At 36.7% G+C, this 22,904-nt stretch carries 24 protein-coding genes and 1 pseudogene; all 25 read left to right on the top strand.

The features are described 5' to 3' along the window. Positions 1-8 precede the first annotated feature (8 nt). The 25 genes and pseudogenes from murG to D1B17_RS07590 all read left to right on the top strand — a co-directional run bounded on the left by murG (position 9) and on the right by D1B17_RS07590 (position 22,876). On the top strand, positions 9-1,109 hold the full coding sequence (gene murG, locus D1B17_RS07705; protein WP_120144227.1) for an undecaprenyldiphospho-muramoylpentapeptide beta-N-acetylglucosaminyltransferase: 1,101 nt from the start codon (positions 9-11) through the stop codon (positions 1,107-1,109). 14 nt (positions 1,110-1,123) lie between these two features. Beyond that, positions 1,124-1,822 carry a cell division protein FtsQ/DivIB gene (locus D1B17_RS07700; protein ID WP_120142242.1) on the top strand — a complete coding sequence of 233 codons (699 nt, stop codon included), beginning with the start codon at positions 1,124-1,126 and terminating at the stop codon, positions 1,820-1,822. 76 nt (positions 1,823-1,898) lie between these two features. Next, the gene (gene ftsA / locus D1B17_RS07695; RefSeq protein WP_120142243.1) at positions 1,899-3,242 is read left to right on the top strand and encodes a cell division protein FtsA; all 1,344 of its coding nucleotides are present in this window, start codon (positions 1,899-1,901) and stop codon (positions 3,240-3,242) included. Positions 3,243-3,281: 39 nt separating this feature from the next. Continuing rightward, on the top strand, positions 3,282-4,526 hold the full coding sequence (gene ftsZ, locus D1B17_RS07690; protein WP_120142244.1) for a cell division protein FtsZ: 1,245 nt from the start codon (positions 3,282-3,284) through the stop codon (positions 4,524-4,526). A gap of 14 nt (positions 4,527-4,540) precedes the next feature. Continuing rightward, entirely contained in the window at positions 4,541-4,957 is a 417-nt protein-coding gene (locus D1B17_RS07685) for a cell division protein SepF (RefSeq protein ID WP_120142245.1), read from the top strand. 14 nt (positions 4,958-4,971) lie between these two features. Further along, on the top strand, positions 4,972-5,238 hold the full coding sequence (locus D1B17_RS07680) for a YggT family protein (RefSeq protein ID WP_120142246.1): 267 nt from the start codon (positions 4,972-4,974) through the stop codon (positions 5,236-5,238). A 2-nt stretch (positions 5,239-5,240) separates the two neighbouring features. Further along, the gene (locus tag D1B17_RS07675) at positions 5,241-6,035 is read left to right on the top strand and encodes a YlmH family RNA-binding protein (protein WP_120142247.1); all 795 of its coding nucleotides are present in this window, start codon (positions 5,241-5,243) and stop codon (positions 6,033-6,035) included. A 15-nt stretch (positions 6,036-6,050) separates the two neighbouring features. Then, positions 6,051-6,806 (top strand): DivIVA domain-containing protein, encoded by a 756-nt coding sequence (locus D1B17_RS07670; protein WP_120142248.1) that lies wholly within the window; start codon positions 6,051-6,053, stop codon positions 6,804-6,806. A 178-nt stretch (positions 6,807-6,984) separates the two neighbouring features. Beyond that, on the top strand, positions 6,985-9,765 hold the full coding sequence (ileS, locus tag D1B17_RS07665) for an isoleucine--tRNA ligase (protein ID WP_120142249.1): 2,781 nt from the start codon (positions 6,985-6,987) through the stop codon (positions 9,763-9,765). 13 nt (positions 9,766-9,778) lie between these two features. Next, positions 9,779-9,997, top strand: coding sequence for a cold-shock protein (locus D1B17_RS07660; protein WP_120142250.1), 219 nt, complete (start codon positions 9,779-9,781; stop codon positions 9,995-9,997). 678 nt (positions 9,998-10,675) lie between these two features. After that, positions 10,676-11,245, top strand: coding sequence for an NUDIX hydrolase (locus D1B17_RS07655; protein WP_120142251.1), 570 nt, complete (start codon positions 10,676-10,678; stop codon positions 11,243-11,245). Further along, on the top strand, positions 11,246-11,533 hold the full coding sequence (locus D1B17_RS07650; RefSeq protein ID WP_120142252.1) for a hypothetical protein: 288 nt from the start codon (positions 11,246-11,248) through the stop codon (positions 11,531-11,533). 10 nt (positions 11,534-11,543) lie between these two features. Beyond that, entirely contained in the window at positions 11,544-12,233 is a 690-nt protein-coding gene (locus tag D1B17_RS07645; protein WP_120142253.1) for a 5'-methylthioadenosine/adenosylhomocysteine nucleosidase, read from the top strand. 12 nt (positions 12,234-12,245) lie between these two features. After that, positions 12,246-13,394, top strand: coding sequence for a cysteine desulfurase family protein (locus D1B17_RS07640; protein ID WP_120142254.1), 1,149 nt, complete (start codon positions 12,246-12,248; stop codon positions 13,392-13,394). A gap of 54 nt (positions 13,395-13,448) precedes the next feature. Beyond that, a complete protein-coding gene (locus tag D1B17_RS07635) occupies positions 13,449-13,784 on the top strand; it encodes a hypothetical protein (protein WP_120142255.1) in 336 nt (111 codons plus the stop codon). A 320-nt stretch (positions 13,785-14,104) separates the two neighbouring features. Continuing rightward, on the top strand, positions 14,105-15,223 hold the full coding sequence (mnmA, locus tag D1B17_RS07630) for a tRNA 2-thiouridine(34) synthase MnmA (protein ID WP_120142256.1): 1,119 nt from the start codon (positions 14,105-14,107) through the stop codon (positions 15,221-15,223). A 348-nt stretch (positions 15,224-15,571) separates the two neighbouring features. Next, positions 15,572-16,222 carry a histidine phosphatase family protein gene (locus D1B17_RS07625; protein ID WP_120142257.1) on the top strand — a complete coding sequence of 217 codons (651 nt, stop codon included), beginning with the start codon at positions 15,572-15,574 and terminating at the stop codon, positions 16,220-16,222. Positions 16,223-16,229: 7 nt separating this feature from the next. Beyond that, positions 16,230-16,895 (top strand): tetratricopeptide repeat protein, encoded by a 666-nt coding sequence (locus tag D1B17_RS07620; protein WP_120142258.1) that lies wholly within the window; start codon positions 16,230-16,232, stop codon positions 16,893-16,895. Further along, entirely contained in the window at positions 16,882-19,272 is a 2,391-nt protein-coding gene (gene recD2 / locus D1B17_RS07615) for an SF1B family DNA helicase RecD2 (RefSeq protein ID WP_120142259.1), read from the top strand. Before D1B17_RS07620 ends, recD2 begins: the two co-directional genes overlap by 14 nt. Positions 19,273-19,301: 29 nt before the next feature. Then, positions 19,302-19,703: a GrpB family protein gene (locus D1B17_RS07610; RefSeq protein WP_205880146.1), complete on the top strand. Its 402-nt coding sequence runs from the start codon at positions 19,302-19,304 to the stop codon at positions 19,701-19,703. Between the two features lie 83 nt (positions 19,704-19,786). Beyond that, complete coding sequence (locus tag D1B17_RS07605; protein ID WP_120144229.1) at positions 19,787-20,158, top strand: cytidine deaminase family protein; 372 nt, start codon at positions 19,787-19,789, stop codon at positions 20,156-20,158. A 52-nt stretch (positions 20,159-20,210) separates the two neighbouring features. Continuing rightward, positions 20,211-20,663: a GNAT family N-acetyltransferase gene (locus D1B17_RS07600; protein WP_120142260.1), complete on the top strand. Its 453-nt coding sequence runs from the start codon at positions 20,211-20,213 to the stop codon at positions 20,661-20,663. A 122-nt stretch (positions 20,664-20,785) separates the two neighbouring features. Then, complete coding sequence (locus tag D1B17_RS12625; RefSeq protein ID WP_166806646.1) at positions 20,786-20,926, top strand: hypothetical protein; 141 nt, start codon at positions 20,786-20,788, stop codon at positions 20,924-20,926. A 143-nt stretch (positions 20,927-21,069) separates the two neighbouring features. After that, positions 21,070-21,360: an ArsR/SmtB family transcription factor gene (locus tag D1B17_RS07595; protein ID WP_120142261.1), complete on the top strand. Its 291-nt coding sequence runs from the start codon at positions 21,070-21,072 to the stop codon at positions 21,358-21,360. Between the two features lie 65 nt (positions 21,361-21,425). After that, positions 21,426-22,876: pseudogene (locus D1B17_RS07590) on the top strand (MFS transporter). Positions 22,877-22,904: the final 28 nt, after the last annotated feature.

Raw genomic sequence — 22,904 nt, 5'->3', positions numbered from 1 at the left:
TGACAAAAATGCGCGTAATTGTCTCTGGTGGTGGAACCGGAGGCCATATCTATCCAGCAATGGCCTTAATTAAGCGTCTCAAGGAACGCGATTTGATTGATGATGTTCTTTACGTGGGGACCGAAAAAGGCTTAGAAAGCAAAATAGTGAAGAATGCGGGCTTGAATTTTAAGACGATTGAGATTCAAGGTTTCAAGCGTCGTTTGACATTGGAAAATGTTAAAACTGTCCAATTATTCTTATCCAGTATTCGCAAATCACGCAAAATTATTAAAGAGTTTAGACCAGATATCGTTATTGGTACTGGTGGTTATGTTTCCAGTGCGGTTGTTTATGCGGCACATTCAATGCATATACCGACTGTCATTCACGAGCAAAATACCATTGCCGGCGTGACAAATAAATTCTTAGGACATTTTGTCGATAAGATTGCTGTGGCTTTTACTGAAGCAACTGATCAGTTTAGTGAAAAGAAGAAAATTGTTTTCACCGGTAACCCCCGAGCCCAAGAAGTTGTTAATATTCAAAAAAATGACCGTTTGAAAGAATTTAAGTTATCTCCCGATAAAGATACAGTGATGATTTTTGGTGGTTCACGTGGAGCTAAGCCGATTAATCAAGCGACAATTGAAACGATGGATCGTTTTGTACAAGCTGATTATCAAGTTTTGTTCGTTACAGGACGAGTTCATTATGACAATGTTGTTAAATTAATTGATTCTAAGTATTTAAATAGTGCAAATATTGCTGTATTACCATATATTGATAATATGCCAGAAATTTTACCTGACATTAAACTGATTGTGGGACGTAGCGGCGCAACAAGTATTGCTGAGATTACTGCCTTAGGCATTCCAGCCATCTTTATTCCAAGTCCTTACGTAACGCATGATCATCAAACTAAAAATGCTATGTCTGTATCGAAGGTTGGAGCAGCTAAGTTAATTCCTGAAGGAGAACTTACTCCTGATTCACTGTTCAAAGAAGTTAACGAAATCATGAGTGATAACAAGGTTCAGGAAAAAATGTCTGAAAATTCCAAACATATTGGAGTTCCAGACGCCGCTGATCGTTTGATAAAAGTATTAACGGACTTAGTAAATAAGTAATATGAGGATTAATAGTGTTGAAGAAAAGGATTAGAATAAGTAAAAATAGTCTGATTTTTATAATAGTTTTTGTCATAGTATTGATTGCTTATTTTGGTTCGTCGTTGAGTAAAGTTCGTAATATCAATGTTAAGGGTGTTAACGATCTTGGTGCGCAACAAGTGATCGATGCAACAAAGATTGATGATAATTCGACACTGTTCAATGTATTACTGCATCACAAATCAATTTCTGAAAAAACTGAAAAAAAACTACCATCAATTAAGTCTATTTCGTTTCGAACACATAATTTACGTGATTTAACAATCAACGTGCAAGAGCGTCCAACCTTGGGATTCATTTCTAAGAACGGTGGTTATTATCGAATTATTGATAACGGTCAAATTCTGAAGCAAAAGATGAGCTCACCAATTGGAAATTATCCGACATATAGTGGATTTAGTAAGAGTCGTTTGAAACAAATGTCGAACATATACGCAAATTTGCCTAGTAACGTTAAGACGAACGTATCCGAATTTTATAACGCACCAACCAAATTAAACCCATATCGTATTAAAATTGATATGAATGATGGTAACAAAGTGGTTGCCGATATGCGTACTGTCAAGTCGAAATTGAAGTATTATCCGGGAATGGCTGCGCAAATGAAAAAGAAGGGCGTTATAGATTTGGAGATTGGAGCCTATTCTTATCCCTTTAAAGGTAAGAAATAGGTTTAATATAATCATATTTGTGTTAAAATTTTTTAGTGAATAGATTTTTTCTAGGTAAGGGAGGCTGCCACGATTAATGGACAATTCTGAATTTTTTGTAGGTCTTGATATTGGCACAAATTCGATAAAAGTAGTTGTTGCTGAATCGTCTGATGACAGGTTAAGCATTGTCGGCGTAGGAAGCGAACGATCAGAAGGTGTAAGCCGTGGCGTTATAGTCGACATAGACAAAGCGGCAAACGCTATTAGAAGAGCCATCAAGAAGGCCGAAACACAAGCAAATATCTCCATTCGTGACGTTGTAGTCGGTATATCGGCTAACATGTTACAGATTGAGAAATGTCAAGGTATGATTGCGGTCGGATCTCAATCGAAGGAAATCAATGAAAATGATGTCAGACAAGTTATGCTGGCTGCTATGGTGCAAAACTTACCTAGTGAGAGAGAAGTTGTTTCTCTAATACCTAAGCAATTTTCCGTTGATGGATTTAATAATATTCGAGATCCCCGTGGAATGATCGGTGTCCGTCTAGAGATGTCGGGAATTTTGTATACAGCACCAAAAACAATCGTACATAATACGAAGAAGGCTATCCAAAAGGCTGGCCTAAACATTATTCATAAAGTTATTTCTCCAATGGCGTTAAGTCAAGTTGTCTTAAACGACGGCGAAAGTGACTTTGGTGCTGTAATTATTGATATGGGAGCTGGTCAAACGACCGCTTCAGTTGTGCACGATCACAACTTAAAATTATCAACTGTCGATTTTGAAGGTGGCGACTATGTAACGCATGATATCTCCGTTGTATTGAATACAACGGTGGAAAACGCCAATCAATTGAAACTTTATTACGGTAACGCTTCTGCTGATAAATCAGCGACTGATGAAAATATTAGCGTTGAAGTTGTCGGTAAGAACGAACCAACAATGATTTCAGAAGAATATTTAGCTGAAATTATTGAAGCACGACTCAATCAAATCTTTACTAGATTACAAGCACCATTAGAGGATGCAGGAGCCTTATCTTTGCCGGGTGGAATTGTATTGACCGGTGGGGTAGCAGCTACACCTAATGTGGAAGACTTGGCTAGAAAGATTTTTGATGTCAAAGTACGAAGCTATGTTCCAACACAGATGGGTATGCGTTATCCATCGTATTCATTGGGACTGGGCTTGGTTACTTATGCTTCACGATTAAATGATATTGGAGTGATTGCTGACAATGTTGTCAATGGAGCAACTGTTGACCGCGGCAGTCGACCACAACCTCAGGTTGCAGCTGATCCACAACCACAGCCACAAAGAAAACAACCTGAGCCAATGGACCAAGAGGACCAACCAACTGAAGATGAGACGACACCCGATAAGGGTAAAAAAATGTCGAAATTCAAAGACTTTTGGAGCAAATTTTTTGATTAACAATAAATAATAAATGATTTATATAGGAGGAACTCCTTAATGGAATATACTTTAGACTCTACCCAAAATAAGGGAGCGGTAATCAAAGTTATCGGTGTCGGTGGTGCCGGTGGCAACGCTGTCAATCGAATGGTAGAAGCAGGAATCAAAGGCGTACAATTTATTGCCGCTAATACTGATGTTCAAGCTCTAGAAAATTCAAATGCTGAAACAAAAATTCAGTTAGGACCTAAATTGACACGTGGTCTAGGTGCCGGTTCAAACCCTGAGGTTGGACAAAAAGCTGCTCAAGAAAGTGAAGAAGCCATTAAAGAAGCCCTTGAAGGCGCTGATATGATCTTCGTAACAGCCGGAATGGGTGGTGGTACTGGTACAGGTGCTGCTCCTATCGTTGCTAATATTGCTAAAGAAAGTGGTGCCCTAACAGTTGGTGTTGTGACACGTCCTTTCGCATTTGAAGGTGCAAAACGTTCACGCTTTGCCGCTGATGGTATTACTGAATTGAAAAAAGACGTTGATACACTAGTCTTAATTTCAAATAGTAAATTACTTGAAATCGTTGATAAGAAGACACCAATGAGTGAAGCATTCAGTATTGCTGATGATGTTTTACGTCAAGGTGTTCAAAGTATTTCTGATTTGATTACATCACCAGGATTCGTTAACTTGGATTTTGCCGATGTTAAAACAGTTATGTCAGATCAAGGCTCAGCTCTTATGGGTATTGGTCAAGCTAACGGCGAGAACAGAATTACTGAAGCTACTAAGAAGGCTATTTCATCACCATTACTTGAAGTTTCAATCGATGGTGCTAAACAAGTTCTTCTTAACATTACCGGTGGCCCAGACTTGTCACTATTTGAAGCTCAAGATGCAGCGCAAATTGTTTCCGAACAAGCTACATCTGATGTTAATATTATCTTTGGTACTTCAATTGATGATACTTTGGGTGACCAAGTTAAAGTTACCGTTATTGCTACGGGTGTTGAAAGTGAAGAGAGCAAGAAACGTGAACCATCTAGACGTCCACTTAACAACCCTCGTGCAACATTAGATAATAATAAAAAGGCTGATGGCAGTGAAACTGCACAACCAAAGCCTACACAACAACCATCTAATGACCCATTGGCCGACTGGGACATCAATCGTGAAGCATCTAAGTCAAAGAACACTTCTGGCGAAAAGGGCGATTTTGAAATTTTCCAAAAACCAGAAACAATTGATTTAAGTGACGACGATGATGACTCAACTCCTCCAATTTTTAAACGTCGTAATAATAAATAAAAGGAGATTTTCTGATGGCATTTGAAAAATTAGGCAGTTTCTTTGGTATTAATGATGATGAGGACTTTGAAGAAAAAGCCGTTGGTCAAACTAATACTGAACAACCTAAATCAAATTATTCAAATAATGAAAAGGTAGTATCAATGAGTACAGCTAGTGAGGCAAGGACTAAATCAAGTAGTAAAATTGCAATTTATCAACCAAGAGTTTACTCAGATGCAAAAGTTATTGCCAAGCAACTTTTGAATAATAAAGCTGTAATTGTTAATTTTAATAATGTCAATGATGCACAATCGAAGAGAATCGTAGACTTTTTAACAGGTACTATCTTTGCCTTAAATGGTGAAATTAAACGTGTTGGAGAAAAAATCTTTCTTTGTACACCACCTAAGTTTGAAATTGATGGAAGCATACCAGATATAAACGAATAAAGTCGAGGAAAGATATGGATCGAATTTTAAGTGGCTTGCCATTTATCATCAGCATGGCTTTTCAATTGTATGAATTCATAATTTTTGTATACTGTTTGTTATCCTTTATACCTTCACTATACAATTCAGCTTTTGGAAGGTTCATCGTTGCATTGGTGGCACCATTCTTAAATCTAATCAGAAAAATTATACCAACAAGTATAGGTTTTCTTGATTTCTCTCCAATAATTGCACTTATCGTAATTCAATTATTGCAGAAAGCGGTATTCTTAATAATCTAAATATGGATGATAAAAAAACAATCATTGGTGGAGGTTTTTTCCGTCCAGAAGAGAAAACGTTCATTGATAAAGTAAGCGATATTTTACTAAAAGCTCAAACAATGTACACTCCACAACTCACTGATTTTTTGAATCTGCGTGAACAGACGATTTTAAATAACTTGATCAATAAATATGACGATTTGTTCGTTCACTACTTTGGTGGTTATGATGGTGCAGAACGAGTCAGGGGAATAATTGCTCCTGACTATTTTGTACCCAAAGAGTCGGATTATGGAATCGCAATGTATGAGATTCGTTATCCAGAAAAATTTGCTAATTTGCATCACGGTCAAATATTAGGCTCCTTAACGGGATCAGGCGTTGAACGTGACCGTTTTGGAGACATTATTACCGATGGCGAAAATTGGCAATTTTTTGTTTTTGAGTCAATGAGTGATTACATTGAAGACCAAGTTAAAAAAATTGGGCCATATAAGATTCATTTAATTGCGAAGAGCTTCAATGATTTGCTATTACCAAAAGATGAGTCGACTGATGAGACAATCACTGTTCAATCATTACGTTTGGACACGATTATTTCAGATGTATATGATCTATCACGACAAAATGCGAAAGCATTAGTTGAACATGGTAAAGTCCAGATTAATTGGGTTGTGAATAAAAATGCTAGCTCATTTATTACAATTACTGATACACTAAGTACCAGAGGCTATGGCCGAATAAGAATTAATGATATTATGGGTCGATCAAAGAATAAAAAATACTTACTTTCGGTCAATATCATTAAGAAATAGTAGGGGCGTGACGTTATGGTATTATCACCAGTAGAAATACATGATAAAGAATTTGATAGTAAATTTCGAGGCTATGACCGCGACCAAGTTGACAGCTTTCTGAAGCAAGCAGCTCAAGACTATAATTTGGCATTGCAAAAAAATGCGCAATTAGAAAAAGAACTTAAAGAAACTTCAGAACAGTTGAAATACTTTACTGATATGAAAGATGCTTTGAATCAATCGATTTTAGTTGCGCAAGAAGCGGCTGAAAAAGTTAAAACTGAATCTGAGCAAGAAGCACAAATTATTGTCGAAGAATCACAAAAAAAAGCTCGTGATTTATTGAATCAATCGACTGAAAAATCTAATCAAATCTTGCAAGATGCTTCTGAGCGTGCTCGTCAAGTCACGATTGAAACTGACAACTTGAAGCGGAGTGTCAATTCCTTCCGTCAAGGGTTACAGGGAATGTTGAAGCAACAGTTAGATATGGTCGACAGTCCAGAGTGGTCAAAACTTAATGACGGTACATCTACCGATAAACTTAAACAAGAAGTTGGCGACCAGACAAACTCACAAATGGACCCAAATTATCAAGCTGATCAACCAAATAATCAACAAGATTATGAAAATGACCAAAATTCGGTTTTCAATTCCGAGCAAATGAATTATAATGACAATATTCAGAATGATCAGCCGGATGAATCTTACACGATCAATCATCAACAAAATGAACCAACGTTCAATTTTAAAGATGATACCGACAATGATAATTCTAAAAAAGAATAAGAGACCACGTGCCTTAAAAGATATTTTTTCAGCGAGCTAGTGTATGGTGTGAGACTAGTAAAAATAATTTCGGGTATATCAGCTCTTAGACAATTTATGTAATTTACCAATAGGTGGTATAGCGAGAACTCGTCCTAGTAATTGGATGAGTTTTTTTTATTTTAGAAGGGGTGAAAGAATGCGAGTAAAAGATACTTTAAATTTAGGTAAAACTAAATTTCCAATGCGTGGTAGTTTACCTACCAAAGAAGCTGAATGGCAAAAAGCTTGGGAAGAAAATAAACTTTATGAACGTCGTCAAAAATTAAATGAAGGTAAGCCAACTTTTGAACTACTAGATGGCCCTCCATTTGCTAATGGTGATATCCATATGGGACATGCTTTAAATAAGATCTCAAAGGATATTATCGTTCGTTATAAATCAATGAATGGTTTCCGTGCACCTTACGTACCTGGTTGGGATACTCATGGTCTTCCAATCGAACAACAACTTGCTAAAAAAGGTGTTAAACGTAAGGAAATGAGCCTTTCTGATTATCGTAAGTTATGTTTTGAATTTGCCCAAGGTGAAATTAAGAAACAAATGGCAGGATTCAAACGTTTGGGAATTTCTGCAGATTGGGATCACCCATACATTACTTACCAACCAGAATTTGAAAAAGCTGAAGTAGAAGTTTTTGGTGAAATGGTTGATAAAGGTTACATTTACCGTGGTAAGAAGCCAGTTTACTGGTCACCATCTTCAGAATCTACTTTAGCTGAAGCCGAAGTTGAATATAAAGATATTAAGTCACCATCAATTTTTGTTGCTTTCAAAGTACGTGATGGTAAAGGTGTTGTTGATCAAGATGCTTCATTCATTATTTGGACAACTACTCCATGGACAATCCCATCAAACGAAGCTATCTGTGTGAACCCTAAGTTCATTTATAGCGAAGTTAATGCTGACGGTAAGAAATACGTTGTTGCTCAAGAAAGATTGCAATACGTTCAAGAACAATTAGGTTGGGAAAATGTTGAAGTTATTAAGACGATTCAAGGTCGTGATCTTGAAGGCCTCACAGCTACACATCCTTTCTATGACCGTGAATCACTCTTGATTCTTGGTAACCACGTTACACTTGATGATGGTACTGGTTTAGTTCATACAGCCCCTGGATTTGGTGCTGATGACTTTGTTGTTGGTATGAAATACAAATTACCAATCTTCTCACCAATCGATGCTCAAGGTAAGTTTACTGATGAAGTACCTGAATATGAAGGTGTCTTCTATGATGATGCTAATAAGATCATTGCTGACAGAATGAAAGAAAATGGTTCACTTTTGAAACTAAGTTTCTTCACTCACAGTTATCCACATGATTGGCGTACAAAGAAACCAGTTATTTTCCGTGCTACACCACAATGGTTTGCATCAATCGACAAGTTCAGACAACAAATTCTTGATGAAATCGAAAAAATCGACTTCATGCCTGACTGGGGTAAAACTCGTCTTTACAACATGATTCGTGATCGTGGTGACTGGGTAATTTCAAGACAACGTGCTTGGGGTGTTCCACTACCAATTTTCTATGCTGAAAATGGCGATCCAATCATGACTAAAGAGACAATTGATCATGTTGCTGACTTATTCGGTAAATATGGTTCAAACGTTTGGGCTGAACGTGATGCTAAGGATCTTCTACCAGAAGGCTTTACATATCCAGGTAGTCCCAATGGTAAATTTACTAAGGAAACAGATATCTTGGATGTTTGGTTCGACTCTGGGACAGCGCATTCAGGTGTTGCCAAGACTCGTGACAACTTAACATTCCCAGCTGACTTGATTCTTGAAGGTTCTGACCAATATCGTGGTTGGTTCAACTCAATGCTTGTAACTTCAGTTGCTGCTTATGGTGTTGCACCTTATAAAGCTATTCTTTCACAAGGATTCACCCTTGATAAGAACGGCGTTAAGATGAGTAAATCACTTGGTAATGTTATTGCTCCTAGCGATATCGAAAGACAATTCGGTGCTGAAATTATTCGTCTCTGGGTTGCTTCAGTTGATTCAAGTTCTGACGTTTCTGTTTCAGTGGACTCATTCAAACAAGTTTCTGAAACATATCGTAAGATTAGAAATACCATCAGATTTATGTTAGCTAATACAACTGACTTTGATCCTAAGACTAATGCTGTTGCATACAATGACCTTCGTCCAGAAGACAAGTACGTAACTGTTAAGTTAAATGACCTCGTTAAAGAAGTTCTAGCTGACTATGATAAGTATGACTTTGCTGACGTATCAAAAGACGTTGTTAGTTTCATCGTTAATGAAATGTCAACATTCTACTTAGATTTTGCTAAAGATGTCGTTTACATTGATGCTGAAGATTCACATGCACGTCGTTCAATGCAAACTGTTATTTATAACGTTGCTGTTAAATTAGCTAAGTTATTGACCCCAATCTTGCCTCATACTATGGAACAAGTTTGGGAATACTTGAAGGAACCAGAAGATTTCGTACAACTAGCAGAAATGCCTAAGGTTGAAGAAATTGCTGATCAAGCTGAAATTGAAAAAGACTGGTCAGTCTTCATGGACTTTAGAGATAACGTCTTGAAGTCACTTGAAGTTGCCCGTGCTGATAAGTTGATTGGTAAGTCACTTGAAGCTAAAGTAACTGTTAAACCAAGTGCAGATTTGAAGGCCGTTCTTGATAAAATCAATAGTAACTTTGGTCAATTATTGATCGTGTCACAATTTGCCTTAACTGATGCTGATTTAGACGGTGCTGACAAGTATGAACTTGCTGATGTATTAGTTGAAAAAGCTGAAGGCGATGTTTGTCAAAGATGTCGTATGATCAAGACAGATGTCGGTAGTGATGAAAATTATCCAACATTCTGTGCTAGATGTGCTAAAATTGTTGCTGCAGAGTATCCAGAAACAATGACAGATGGCTTTGATGAAAAATAGGATAGGTGACTAAATGTTTACCGGAAAAATTGTAAGATTTAATAATGATCGTGGCTTTGGTTTTATTAGTAACGATGGCGAGGATATTTTCTTCTTTGCTGACTCAGTGTTGAACCGTGATGACTATTTCATCAAGAACGGTTTGACGGTTAGCTATGAAGTTGCGCCCGGTTATAAGGGACCACAAGCTGTCAATATTACCATTAAAGAAGAGGAAGAAAGTGCTGAATAGCGCTTTCTTTTTTTTTATGGGTAGCATGCCGTCTCCAGAATCGAGAAATAATTACAGGCTGTGCGGACCGGTATGAGCCAAGGTCTCATACCTCGGTTTGAAGCCTCGCAAAAGCGGCGAGTCTCCAAACACGCCCGGTGGTGTATGGTCGAGGAATTCACTCGGCCTAACGCCACTTTCACTGCCAGTAATTACTTCTCGGTTCTTCCGACTAGTTTTTTGAACTAAATTTTTCCATGGATTGCTTAAGTATTCTAAAATAGGATAATTTAATTAATAGACAAGATTAAACTATCAAGAATGTTCAGACACTATAACTATTACGTTGCACTTAGTCGCGGAATAGCTTCAAAATTCCTATTCATTTATACTAAATTAGTTAAAAGTATTTGTTATTTATTAATAAAATAATGTATATAAGAGCCAGAAGGAACAAGCAAATTAGAGCGCTGTGCAGGTGGTGTTAGTGCTTTGGCACTTACACCACGGGACGAGTTTTGAAACTCGCGTACTTTGCGAGGTTCAAAATCGAGACTTGAGACCGCTTTTTGGCTCAAGTCGGTCCCCATAGCGCTCTAATTTGCTTGTTACTGGAGGCGGAACCTTGTAGATAATAGAAAATCTGGTAAAATACTTGCATTGGCTCTATTTGATAAATCTGAAGAAGAAGGTTCTACAATGGAAAAAGAAGACTCAAGATACTACGAAGAGGTTGTTGCTAAAAAACGGATGTTTGGCGGCAAAATCTTTAACGTTGACGTGGAACAAGTTGTTTTGCCTAACGGTATTCCTGATATTCGTGAGGTTGTACAACATCATGGTGCTGTGGCGATTATTCCGTTTACTAATGATGGCAAGATGATTTTTGTTAGACAATGGCGGACACCTTTAGAACAAGAAACTTTAGAAATTCCAGCCGGAAAAATTGATCCAGATGAAGGTAGTGACTTGAAAGAAGTTGCTTTACGTGAAATGGATGAAGAGTTGGGGATGACAACTGACAAGCTAGAAAAGGTAACGGCCTTTTTTGCTAGCCCGGGTTATTCCAATGAAAAATTAACTGTCTTTAAGGCAACTGACTTGAAGGAAGTTGAATTCAAACGTCCACTTGATCCAGATGAATTCTTGAATGTTGAAAAACTAACTCTTGATGAAGCCAAAGCTCAAGTTGAGGCTGGTGTAATTTGTGATTCGAAATCAATTTATGCCATTACTTATTGGGAGTTATTACAAGCAAGGGAAAAATAAATGTTTGATAAAATAAAGGACTTTTATAATTCAAAAGTTAAATCATCCAAACAACCGCAGACGGTCGTTCGAGCTGATCAAGTTGAAGCTCAACAGCAAAAGATTCGCGAACAAGAACGTCGTCGGGCTGAAGAAGAGTATCGTCAGCAACATCCAGAGCAAGTAATACAAGAAAATTTATCGGTTTTTGATGAAAAGACAAATAAATTGAAAAAAAAGTTAAATATTGCCATCATTACAGTATTCGGCTTAATTGTGTTAGTATTTTTAATATTATTTTTTATTTGAGGGGTAAAGTATGAAAATTGGTGTAATTGTTCCAATGGAAGAAGAAATTAAATTAATGAAGGAATCACTAACTGATGTTAAAGAGGAATCAGTTGCTGGTGTTGAATTTACAATTGGTAAATATAAGAACCATGATGTATATCTAGCTCAAAGTGGTATTGGTAAGGTTCAAGCTGGTATTACAACTGCTTTGATCAATGACCGTTATCAACCAGATTTTGTTGTTAATACAGGTTCAGCTGGTGGTATTGGTACTGGCTTACATATCGGTGATGTAGTCATTTCTGATAAAATGGCTTATCACGATGTTGATGCAACTGGTTTTGGCTACAAAGTTGGTCAACTTCCACAACAAGAGCTTTATTTCAATGCTGATTCCACTTACGTTAAGAAAATTTCTGACGCTGCCGAACGGACAGGTTTAACTGCACGTGTCGGATTAATTGTGACCGGAGACCAATTCGTTGACTCTAAAGAAAAAATTGCTACAATTAAAAAGTCGTTCCCAGATGCTTTAGCCGCTGAAATGGAAGGTGCCGCTGTGGCTCAAACTTGTGCACAATTCCATACACCATTTGTTGTTATTCGTTCAATGAGTGATGTGGGAGACGAAGATGCTAGTGTCAATTTTGACGATTTTGTTTTACAAGCCGGACGCAAATCAGTAACTATGTTGCTGAACTTTTTAGACCAAGAATAGAGGGGATTTATTGTGGCATTTATTTATTTAGATAATGCTGCCACCACACCGATGGCTACACCTGTAGTCGATGTGATTCATGACCAGATGGCTAATAATTTTGGTAATGCTTCAGCTACCAATTATTTTGGTCGTCAGGCACGAAAAGTCTTAGATGAAAGTCGCCATACGATTGCTCAAAGTATTAACGCTAAAGACTCAGAAATTGTCTTTACTAGTGGTGGTACTGAAAGTGATAATACAGCGATTATCGAAACAGCATTATCTAGACAAAAATTAGGTAAACATATCATTACAACTGCTATTGAACATGAGGCTATCCTCAAACCTTTAGCATATCTTGAATCATTAGGATTTGAAGTAACATATTTGAAACCTAATGAACGTGGTGAAGTGACTGCCGAACAAGTTAAAAATGCCCTCAGAGACGATACTATTTTAGTATCAATCATGTATGGCAATAACGAAGTCGGCTCCATGAACCCTATCAAGGAAATTGGAGAAGTTCTAGAAGATCATCAAGCCTTTTTCCATACTGATGCTGTTCAAGCATTTGGAATGGAAGATATTGATGTAAAAAAAGAACACATTGATATGTTATCGACATCAGCTCATAAAATTAATGGGCCTAAATTTATCGGTTTTCTTTATATCAATGATGCAATTTCAATTCCATCATTTGTTAAAGGAGGCGACCAAGAAACCAAACGACGTGCTGGGACAGAAAATGTTCCTGCCATCGCTGGGTTTGCTAAAGCCGTCGAACTGATTACTCCGGAAGAAAAACAAGCTAGACAAGTTAGATATTTTGGTTTTAAACAAACAATTCAAAATATTTTAAAAGAAAATAATATAAAATTTGCTATCAATGGGCCAACAGATGCCCATGCTTTGAATCATGTGATGAATTTGTATTTGCCAGGAGTTGATCGTGGCGTCTTGTTAACTAGATTAGACTTGGAAGGTTTTGCTATCTCCGGTGGCTCGGCATGTACTGCTGGTAGTTTGGAACCTTCACACGTATTGATTGCGATGTATGGTGAAGATAGTCCGCGAGTTCATGATTCAGTTAGAATTAGTTTTGGTAAAGATAACACTGAAGAAGAAGTTGTTAAATTTACCAACAAATTGATTGAAATCGTTTCCGACTTGACTAATTAGGTCATTTTATTCAAACTTATAATTAAGATAAAATTTTTGTAAGGGATGAATAAAATGGATAAACGACAAGCTCAAGTACAAGGGGACCAAGAGGTTTACACACTTGACCCCGAAGTAAAGAAATATTCACTAATGGATGCAGGATTCATGGAATCAAATAAAGGAAGTTTTCGTTTGGTACATCCAATCAATGGATCGTCTCCATATGAAGCTCGCTATTATTTGCGTGCAACTGTTGACAAAGATTTAGATAGTTTAAAATTAGCAATTACTGATAAATCAGGATTGCATAATATCAATATGTTCAAAGTAAAGAACACTGAAGCAGAAGTAAGTGATTATCGATACTTAATGAACTTTTTAAAAGAAAAAAATGTATTAGTTAAATAAATGGATTTTTCTTAATTTTGGTTAGCTGCCGCCGCTGGTTGCAACAAATGTTGCCGCTGTGGGGACCGACTTGAGCCGAAGAGCGGTCTCAAGTCTCGATTTTGAACTTCGCAAAGTACGCGAATTTCAAAAGTCGTCCCGTGGTGTAATGGCTAAAGCCATAACGCCACCTTCACTGCGGTCAACATTTGTTGCAACCAGTGGCTAGTGTATTTGTTACTTTTTGTGCGATATAACTATAAAAAATATTGAATGAAGTTAATAATTGTTTTTGTGGTACGACCGAAGATAAAGAAAGTCCAATAAAATGAGGTTTTGAAATGGATAATAAGAAGAAGCGTGTTGTAGTAGGTATGAGTGGTGGCGTTGATTCGTCAGTTAGTGCACTTCTTTTGAAACAACAAGGCTATGAGGTTATCGGAGTTTTCATGAAGAACTGGGATGACACTGATGACTCTGGTGTATGTACTGCAACTGAGGATTATGAGGATGTTGCTAAGGTTGCCAACAAGATTGGTATTCCTTACTACTCAGTTAACTTTGAGAAGGAGTATTGGGACCGTGTGTTCGAATATTTCTTGGATGAGTATCGTAAGGGTAGAACTCCAAACCCTGATGTTATGTGTAACAAGGAAGTTAAGTTCAAGGCCTTCCTTGACTATGCTAATAAGTTAAATGCTGACTACATTGCTATGGGTCATTATGCCCAAACATTCCGCGATGACAATGGTGTTGTTCACTTGTTACGTGGTGGTGATGCTAACAAGGACCAAACATACTTCCTAAGTACTGTTCAACAAGATCAACTACAAAAGGCTTTGTTCCCAATCGGTGGTATGCAAAAGTCAGAAGTACGTCGTATTGCTGAAGAGGCTGGTTTAGCTACTGCTAAGAAGAAGGATTCAACAGGTGTATGTTTCATCGGTGAGAGAAACTTCCGTAAGTTCCTAAGCGAATTCTTGCCTGCCCAAGCTGGTACAATGATGACACCAGATGGTGAAGTTAAAGGTAAGCATGCTGGTTTGATGTACTATACAATCGGTCAAAGATCAGGACTTGGTCTTGGCGGAAATGGTAAGTCAAACGAGCCTTGGTTCGTAGTTGGTAAGGATATGTCAAAGAACATTCTTTACGTTGACCAAGGATATGACAATCCAGCACTATACGCCGATCATTTGGATGCATCAGACCTATCATTTATCACAGGCTTAGACTATGGCGATACATTCCATTCCACAGCTAAGTTCAGATATCGTCAACAAGACGTCGGCGTTACAGTTCACGTCTTGGACGATGGTAAGGTAAACGTAGAGTTTGATAATCCAGTACGTGCTATCACACCAGGACAAGAAGTTGTCTTTTATGATGGTGAAGAGTGCCTAGGAGGAGCAACAATCGACGCTGCTTATATGGCAGAGAAGAAGTTGCAGTATATCTAAGAGAGGCAGAGAGGCAGACAGGGCGCCCAGCTCCCGAGCATTTTCGTAGGACTGTGAATTGCACACCGGTTTTGTGTGCGATTTGCAGTCCTATGAAAAGCGGAAGGAGTTGCCCTGTCGTAGCTCGTTTTAGAGCCGCCGCAAATATATGGTTTAAAACAACAAAAAAACGAAAGGTTCACTATGAAGTTAAAACAAACTTCAAGTGAACCTTTTTATATATAAAAGACAATTCGTAAAATTCTATTAAATATGTTATACACATCAGCACTATATTCAATCCACCTTGAAAAAACCAACAAAAAAACCGATAATTATACTTAACTAACTTGGTAAGGTGAGAAAAAAATGGAATTGTATTTTGTCAGACATGGAAAGACCGAATGGAACTTAGAGGGAAAGTATCAAGGTGGACATGGTGATTCACCATTACTACCAGAAAGTTTGCATGATATCAGTCTGTTGGCAAAAAGACTTCAGAATACAAAGATTGATCATATGTATTCGAGTCCATTACCCCGTGCTAAAACTACTGCAGAAACATTGATCAAAGATTTGAAACATCAAATTCCGTTATCAATTGTCCGTGACTTGCGTGAATTTGATTTGGGTATCATGGAAGGTCGTAAATTCTCTGAGCTAGAAGAGGAAATGCCCGAAGTAATTTACGCTTTTAGAAATGATCCAACTAACTATGATTATGGTTTGATTCGAGGGGAATCATTTGAAAAAGTTGCTGAACGGACGACCAAAGCGGTTAAAAAAATCGTGGCCGAAAACGATGAACAAAGTAATATTGTTATCGTCAGTCACGGGGCAGCTTTAGTTACTATGATCCAATCACTTTTAGGCACCAAAATAGCTGATATCCGCAAAAACGGTGGGCTATCGAATACTAGTTTGACGCATTTACGCTATGAGGATGGCTATTTTAGATTAATTAAATGGAATGAGACAGGATATCTGAACAAGAAACTAGAGAGTTCGGATACTATTTGAGGTATTTATGAACAAACAGGCAGAAAAATTATTTAATCAAGGTGACAAAGAACAAGCAATCAAACTGATTGTGGCTGATTTGAATAAAAATCCTAAACAGTTACCTGAAATTCTACAATTGTCGACTTATTTGGTTCAAGCCGGTGATTTGGAACAAGCTGAAGAATTACTAGCGCGTTCATTAGAAATGTTTAAGGATAATCAAGATTTACTTTATAACTTAGGTAATGTTTATTATCTAGCCGATAAATTTGATAAAGCAAATGAGATTTTCCAAAGTTTAATTAATGATAACTATGCGTTTGAAGCTTATTTCATGATGGCTAAAACGCTTGATCAACAAGGTAAAAAGCAGTTGGCAATTATGTACGCTTTGACTGCTACTGAAAAGGCCCCACGTGATTTACAAGCTAATGAGCTATTAGCTGATTTATTGCTCGCTAACGGTAATTTTCAAGAAGCCTTAGGGTTTTACCAGACAGCTAACAAAATCAAGCCACAGGCGAAGTATTACTTCAATATGGCTTTATGTGCGATGAACTTACATCAAGATTATCAAAATTACTTGGATCAATCGAAAAAACTTGATGAAAAGTATTATTTGAAAAACGAGAAAAAATTAGCCGATTTACAAGAATTTATCAAACAAGGAGATAGCGATGACAGAAAGTAACGAGAAACCATATTTCTTGGGGACTGTCAAAGCCATCTTTTTTGAAAATCCAGAAAATCTCTATAAAATTTTTACGATTAAAGTTAAGAAGACCAATACTGACTGGGATGCCGGCGATATTGTTGTCACCGGTAGTTTTGGTGAAATAGCTGAAGAAGAGTATAAATTTGAAGGTGAAATCGTTGATCACCCTAAATATGGTAAACAATTCAAAGCGACAACTTATAAACGGAGCCGACCTAGTGGCCGCAAACAGTTGATTGCCTTTTTCTCAGGAGATGAATTTCCTGGTATCGGCAAGAAAAAAGCTGAGAAAATTGTTGATGAACTTGGTGAGGGTGCGATTGACAAAATTATCCAAGATCCACATGCTTTAGATTTTCTCAAACTTGGTGAGGACAAAACTAAGATGATTGTCGAACAAATTTCTAGCAATCATCAAACTGAACAGACATTGTATCAGTTGAATAATTATGGTTTTGGACCAACCCTTAGTGCGCGAATTTTTCAAAAGTATGGTGTCCAGACCCTTGATAAATTGACCGAAGATCCGTACCAGTTGGTGATCGATGTCAAAGGTGTCGGGTTTAAACGTGCTGATGAATTGGCCAAACAATTAGGAATTACCGGTGATGACCCACGTAGAATTAAAGGTGCTTTGATTCAAATGGTTAGTTTGTTGATCAATGAGACTGGCGATACTTACGTTGATGGTCAAGAATTGATTCGACGTGTAAGTGGAGTTTTGCGTGCCGGTTCAACTGATAATTTACAAGATAAACTTGTTGCGGGGTTACGTAATTTAGTTAAAGACGGTGTTTTGTTAGTTCAAGATGGTAATGTTTATTTGAAGGATTTAGCAGACAGCGAATGGTCAATTGCTCAATCATTGAAGATGATTACGGATAGTTTTAAGGGTGTTCCCTGGAAGAAAAAGGCGTTGAAAAAAGAACTTAAAGAAATTGAGTCGGATTTCAATGTTCATTATGATGATTCACAAGCTCAAGCAATTGAACAATCATTGACCGCACCGATATTTCTACTAACTGGTGGTCCTGGTACTGGTAAGACAACAATTATCAATGCGATTGTTAAAGCCTATGGGAGCTTAAACGATATGCCCCTTGACCCTAGCTCCGATGATTATGCAATCGCCTTAGCAGCCCCAACAGGACGTGCAGCTAAACATATGGGTGAGTCAACTGGATTGCCAGCAATGACGATTCATCGGTTATTAGGTTTAACTGGTACAGAAGACGATGAGTATGCTGAACCAAGTTTGGACTGTAAGTTGTTGATTATTGATGAAATGTCTATGGTTGATACGAAATTGTTTAAAGTTTTGATTTCAGCCGTTCAACCGGGAACACAAGTAGTGCTTGTTGGTGACCGTGATCAGTTACCTTCAGTCGGACCGGGGCAAGTGTTCGCTGATTTGATCAATAGTGAGGCCTTTCCAACGATGATGTTGAAAGACATTCACCGTCAAGACGAAGATTCAACGATTATTCAATTGGCACATGATATCAACGAAGGTATTATTGTTGACGGAATTTTCGAAAATCGTTCTGACCGTAGTTTTATCAATTGTACAAGTCGAGATGTACCCAATGTCTTGTCGCAGATTATTAGTAAGTCGAGTGAACGTGGTTTTGATATTGCGGATGTTCAAGTTTTAGCCCCAATGTATCGTGGTACTGCCGGAATCGATAATTTAAATTACGTGATTCAAAATGTCGTCAATCCGATGACACCTAAGCGTAAAGAAGTTTCGATGGGAAACATTAAGTATCGGATTAAAGATAAAGTTGTTTACTTGGTCAATACGCCGGAAGACAATGTTTTCAATGGTGAGATTGGTCAAATTGTTGGTATTATTCTAGCTAAAGAGAATACGGATAAAGTTGATAAATTAGTCATTGATTTTGACGGGAATGAAGTAACTTTGGACCGGAAAGATTGGCTTAATATCACGTTAGCTTATTGTACTTCGATTCATAAATCGCAAGGTTCTGAATTTGAGATGGTAATTTTGCCATTGGTCAATGAAGAATCACGGATGTTACGCCGTAATTTGTTGTATACCGCTGTTACTCGTGCTAAACGTTTGTTGATTATGGTTGGCGATCGGAGTGCTTTTGAGCGTTCAATTCGTGATCAATCAAGTGAACGTCAGACAACTTTGAAGGAACGTATCTTTACGACCTTTAAGATTAAGCAGCCTGATGTTGAAACTGATAAAGACGTGGAACCGGAAGATGCTGAACCTAAAGATTACCGTTTGACGATGGATATGGTTATGAATAATGCTATTAACCCTATGATTGGGATGGATGGGGTAATTCCGAGTGATTTCATGAAGAGTGAATCAGTTTAGAATGTTTGTATATAACTACATTATTAAGAATGGACGATAACGGTGTAATATCATTTGTTCCAGTCTATAAAAGTCTATTTGAACAACATCAAGAGTATGATTTAAAGAATGCTACTAAATCTATGAATATTGAAGATATAAGTTCTGACATATATAATGAGCGAACCGGTATGGTGAGGGTAGATCATACCGCAGCTGATTTTTCAAAAATAGGATATGAGTATCTTGGTGAATTTGGAATTAAAGGTAGACGGTATCTTCGTAAAGGCGGAGATGAACGAACATATCAAATTCATATCTTTCAGGCGGAGGACTGGAATAATATTGGAAGACATCTTGCCTTTCGTGATTATATGCGCACCCATAAGAAAGAACGAGATGAATATGCAAAGATAAAAAAGAACTTGCAAGGGAATTTCCTTATGACATAGATGGATATTGTGATGGAAAAGATAATTTTGTGCAAAAAATAGAAAAATTAGCCCTCTCACAATTTGATGGAACATGGGATAAAATGTATCTTGTTGCACGAAATGTCCAATATGAAAGAGAAATATCTTCTTTGATTGAAGCAGGAGGTGTTTGTGCAGCAGTTCTTACGAATAAGGGAAATATTTATGTCGGCGTCTGTATTGACACAGCATGTTCTTTGGGGATGTGTGCGGAAAGAAGTGCTATTGCCAATATGATTACAAATGGTGAGAAAGATATTTGTCGAGTTATAGCCATTGGTGGTAAAGGAAAAGTTATCCCACCTTGTGGCGCCTGTAGAGAATTTATGGTGCAGCTGATGCCGGAGAATTATCAATCTATTGAGATTATGTTGGATTATGAAAATAAGAAAATTGTCAAATTAGGAGATATCACTACTAGTTGGTGGATATAAGAAAACAGCCATTTCATTAATAAGAAAAAATTAAGATTGAGGAAATGCTGATATGAATGAATATAAATATGTCACTTTGAGACAAGTGCCAGAATTAAAAGAAATAGCAGCTGAGTGGTTTCATGACAAATGGAAAGTTCCACAAGAGGCTTACCTTGAATGTATAGAATCTTATCTTAATCATAAAACAGAGTACGGTTGGTATCTTTGTTTGGATAATATGCATATTGTAGGTGGCCTGGGCGTAATCGAAAATGATTTTCATAACAGGAAAGATTTGGCTCCAAACGTATGTGCATTATATACCGAGCAAGGATATCGTAATCAAGGAATTGCAGGACAATTACTCGATATTGTTGTAAAAGATATGAAATTAAAGGGAATTACTCCCATCTATTTGATTACAGATCATACGAATTTTTATGGAAAATATGGCTGGAAATTTTTGTGTATGGTTCAAGCGGACGATGACACTGATATAACAAGAATGTATATTCATAAATAAAAAGTGTCTATTTTGCACAGAAAAAATTGAACCAGAGACGGGAAAGACGGTTAATTTCATGATGAAGTTGATTGTCTTTTTTTGTAGAAATTTAAAAATGAAAGTTGCTATTATATTTAGGCGTGACATTGTTGATACAACGAGGGATGGTTTGGTATCGAGCTTCAGTTAAATATCCTCAAAAAATATCAACAAATATTGTGGCACAAAGAAAAGAGAACAGTCACTATGATAGAAGACAAGAACGTCGTAAAGAACATTAGTAGTAAAAACATTTAGTTGATTCAGTTAAATGTTTTTTGATTAGTGATAGTATAAAATTAATAATGATATATATAATAAAAACGTTGTGTATATTTTAAGAATTAGTATGGAAAAATTAACAAATAGGAGTTACTATACTTTTATGATTATCGAAGAACAGAACAAAGATAAAATCCTTTCAGAAATATTTAAGGTACTTTCAGAACCAAATCGCTTGAAAATGATTCGGATTTTAAATGAAACTGACAAAGAAATGTCTTGCAGTGAAATGAGTGAATTGTTGAGCCTTAGTCTGTCAACAGTATCATATCATGCTAAAGCACTTCGTGAGATAGGTCTAACTAATACAAGAAGGGAAGCTCAAACCAAATTTTTATCCATTAATCGACAAACATTTAAGAAATATTTACCAGGATTTTTAGATTCTTTATAGGATCTTTTTATTAGTTCGTACTTCGATAGTTATACAACTAATGAAACTATTTGGAGATGTAGAATATGCACAGAAGGATATTATTAATATCTATTTTCATAGCTACATTTATGACATCAGTCGAAACTACGGTGGTGACGACTGCCTTACCAGCTATTGTTAGTAGTCTGAATGGATTATCAATTCAAAGTTGGGTTTTTGCTATTTATTTGTTAACGACTGCAATTTCAACGCCAATTTATGGAAAACTAAGTGACAATATAGGTCGTAAGCCGGTTTTCTTAATAGGAGTGTTTTTGTTCACTTTAGGATCATTTTTATGTGGTTTTGCGACTAACATGTACTCATTAATTATTTTTCGAGCTATACAAGGAATTGGTGCCGGAGCTGTACGGCCGATTACTTTTACCATAATTGCTGATATGTTCAGTTTTCAAGAACGTTCTAAAATTATGGCATTGAATAATACAGCTTGGGGTGTTTCTGCTTTATCAGGACCATTGTTAGGTGGTTTCATAGTGGATAAATTGAATTGGCATTGGGTATTTTTTATAAATGTACCATTAGGAATTATTGTTTTCTTATTGATTTTATTTAAGTTTACAGAAAGCTTTGTTAAGAATGATTTATTGAAAATTGATTATTTAGGCATAACTTTGTTAACAATTATGTTGTTTTCAGCCTTAGTTAGTTTACAGCTATTAGGAATCAATCGACCAAATGTAGTGATAATTGTTAGCGGATTACTTATATTTGTTATTTCATTGTTTTTATTTATTCATATTGAAAAAAGTCATTGGATCCATTAATCCCGCTACAGATGTTTAGGTCAACTACTTTTACGATTCAAGTCACAACTGCTTTATTGATGAGTGGCATTCAAATTGGCTTTCAGATTTATTTTCCAATGTGGATTCAGGCAATATACCAACTTCCGGCATCAGTTGCTGGGCTAGCTATTACGCCTAGTCCTATTATGTGGTTAATAACTTCATTTTTTACGGGAGTGTTAATTAGTAAATATGTTCCCAAATATATCACTATTACCGTTGCAACGATACAAGGATTATTTTATTTAATTCTTGTATTAAGCAGTTTTAAAGTGCCAGTAGTTTGGTTTTACATCATCGCCGGAATAACAGGTGCTGGTTTGGGAATTGTTATTACGATGAACACTATGTTGGCCCAAGCATTGGTAGACGAAAAGAATGTCGGGATGGCTTCATCAATGGTTACTTTAGGAATTACTTTAGGGCAGACACTTATGACAGGTATTTTAGGATTGATTTTTAATTTGACTGTTAATCATAATCTTAAACTGTATCCTGGTTTAAGTTTGGCGCATTTGAACATGGCTATTTCGACAAATAGTTCTATAAAAATCGAGGATTCGGTGGCTATTCATAAAGTACTGCTTAATTCATTCCATAATGTCTTTGGAACTGTTTTGATTATTTTTATTATAATAATAATTTTGAATTTAAAGGATAAACAAAAAATGTTGTCAATAAAGTAGTATTAATATTTTTTATAAAAAGATTCTT

Origin of the sequence: Companilactobacillus zhachilii, assembly GCF_003606365.2 — a bacterium.
Lineage (GTDB): Bacteria > Bacillota > Bacilli > Lactobacillales > Lactobacillaceae > Companilactobacillus > Companilactobacillus zhachilii.
Note: the sequence above shows the minus strand (reverse complement) of the source record. Positions and strands in the feature narration are given on the sequence as shown.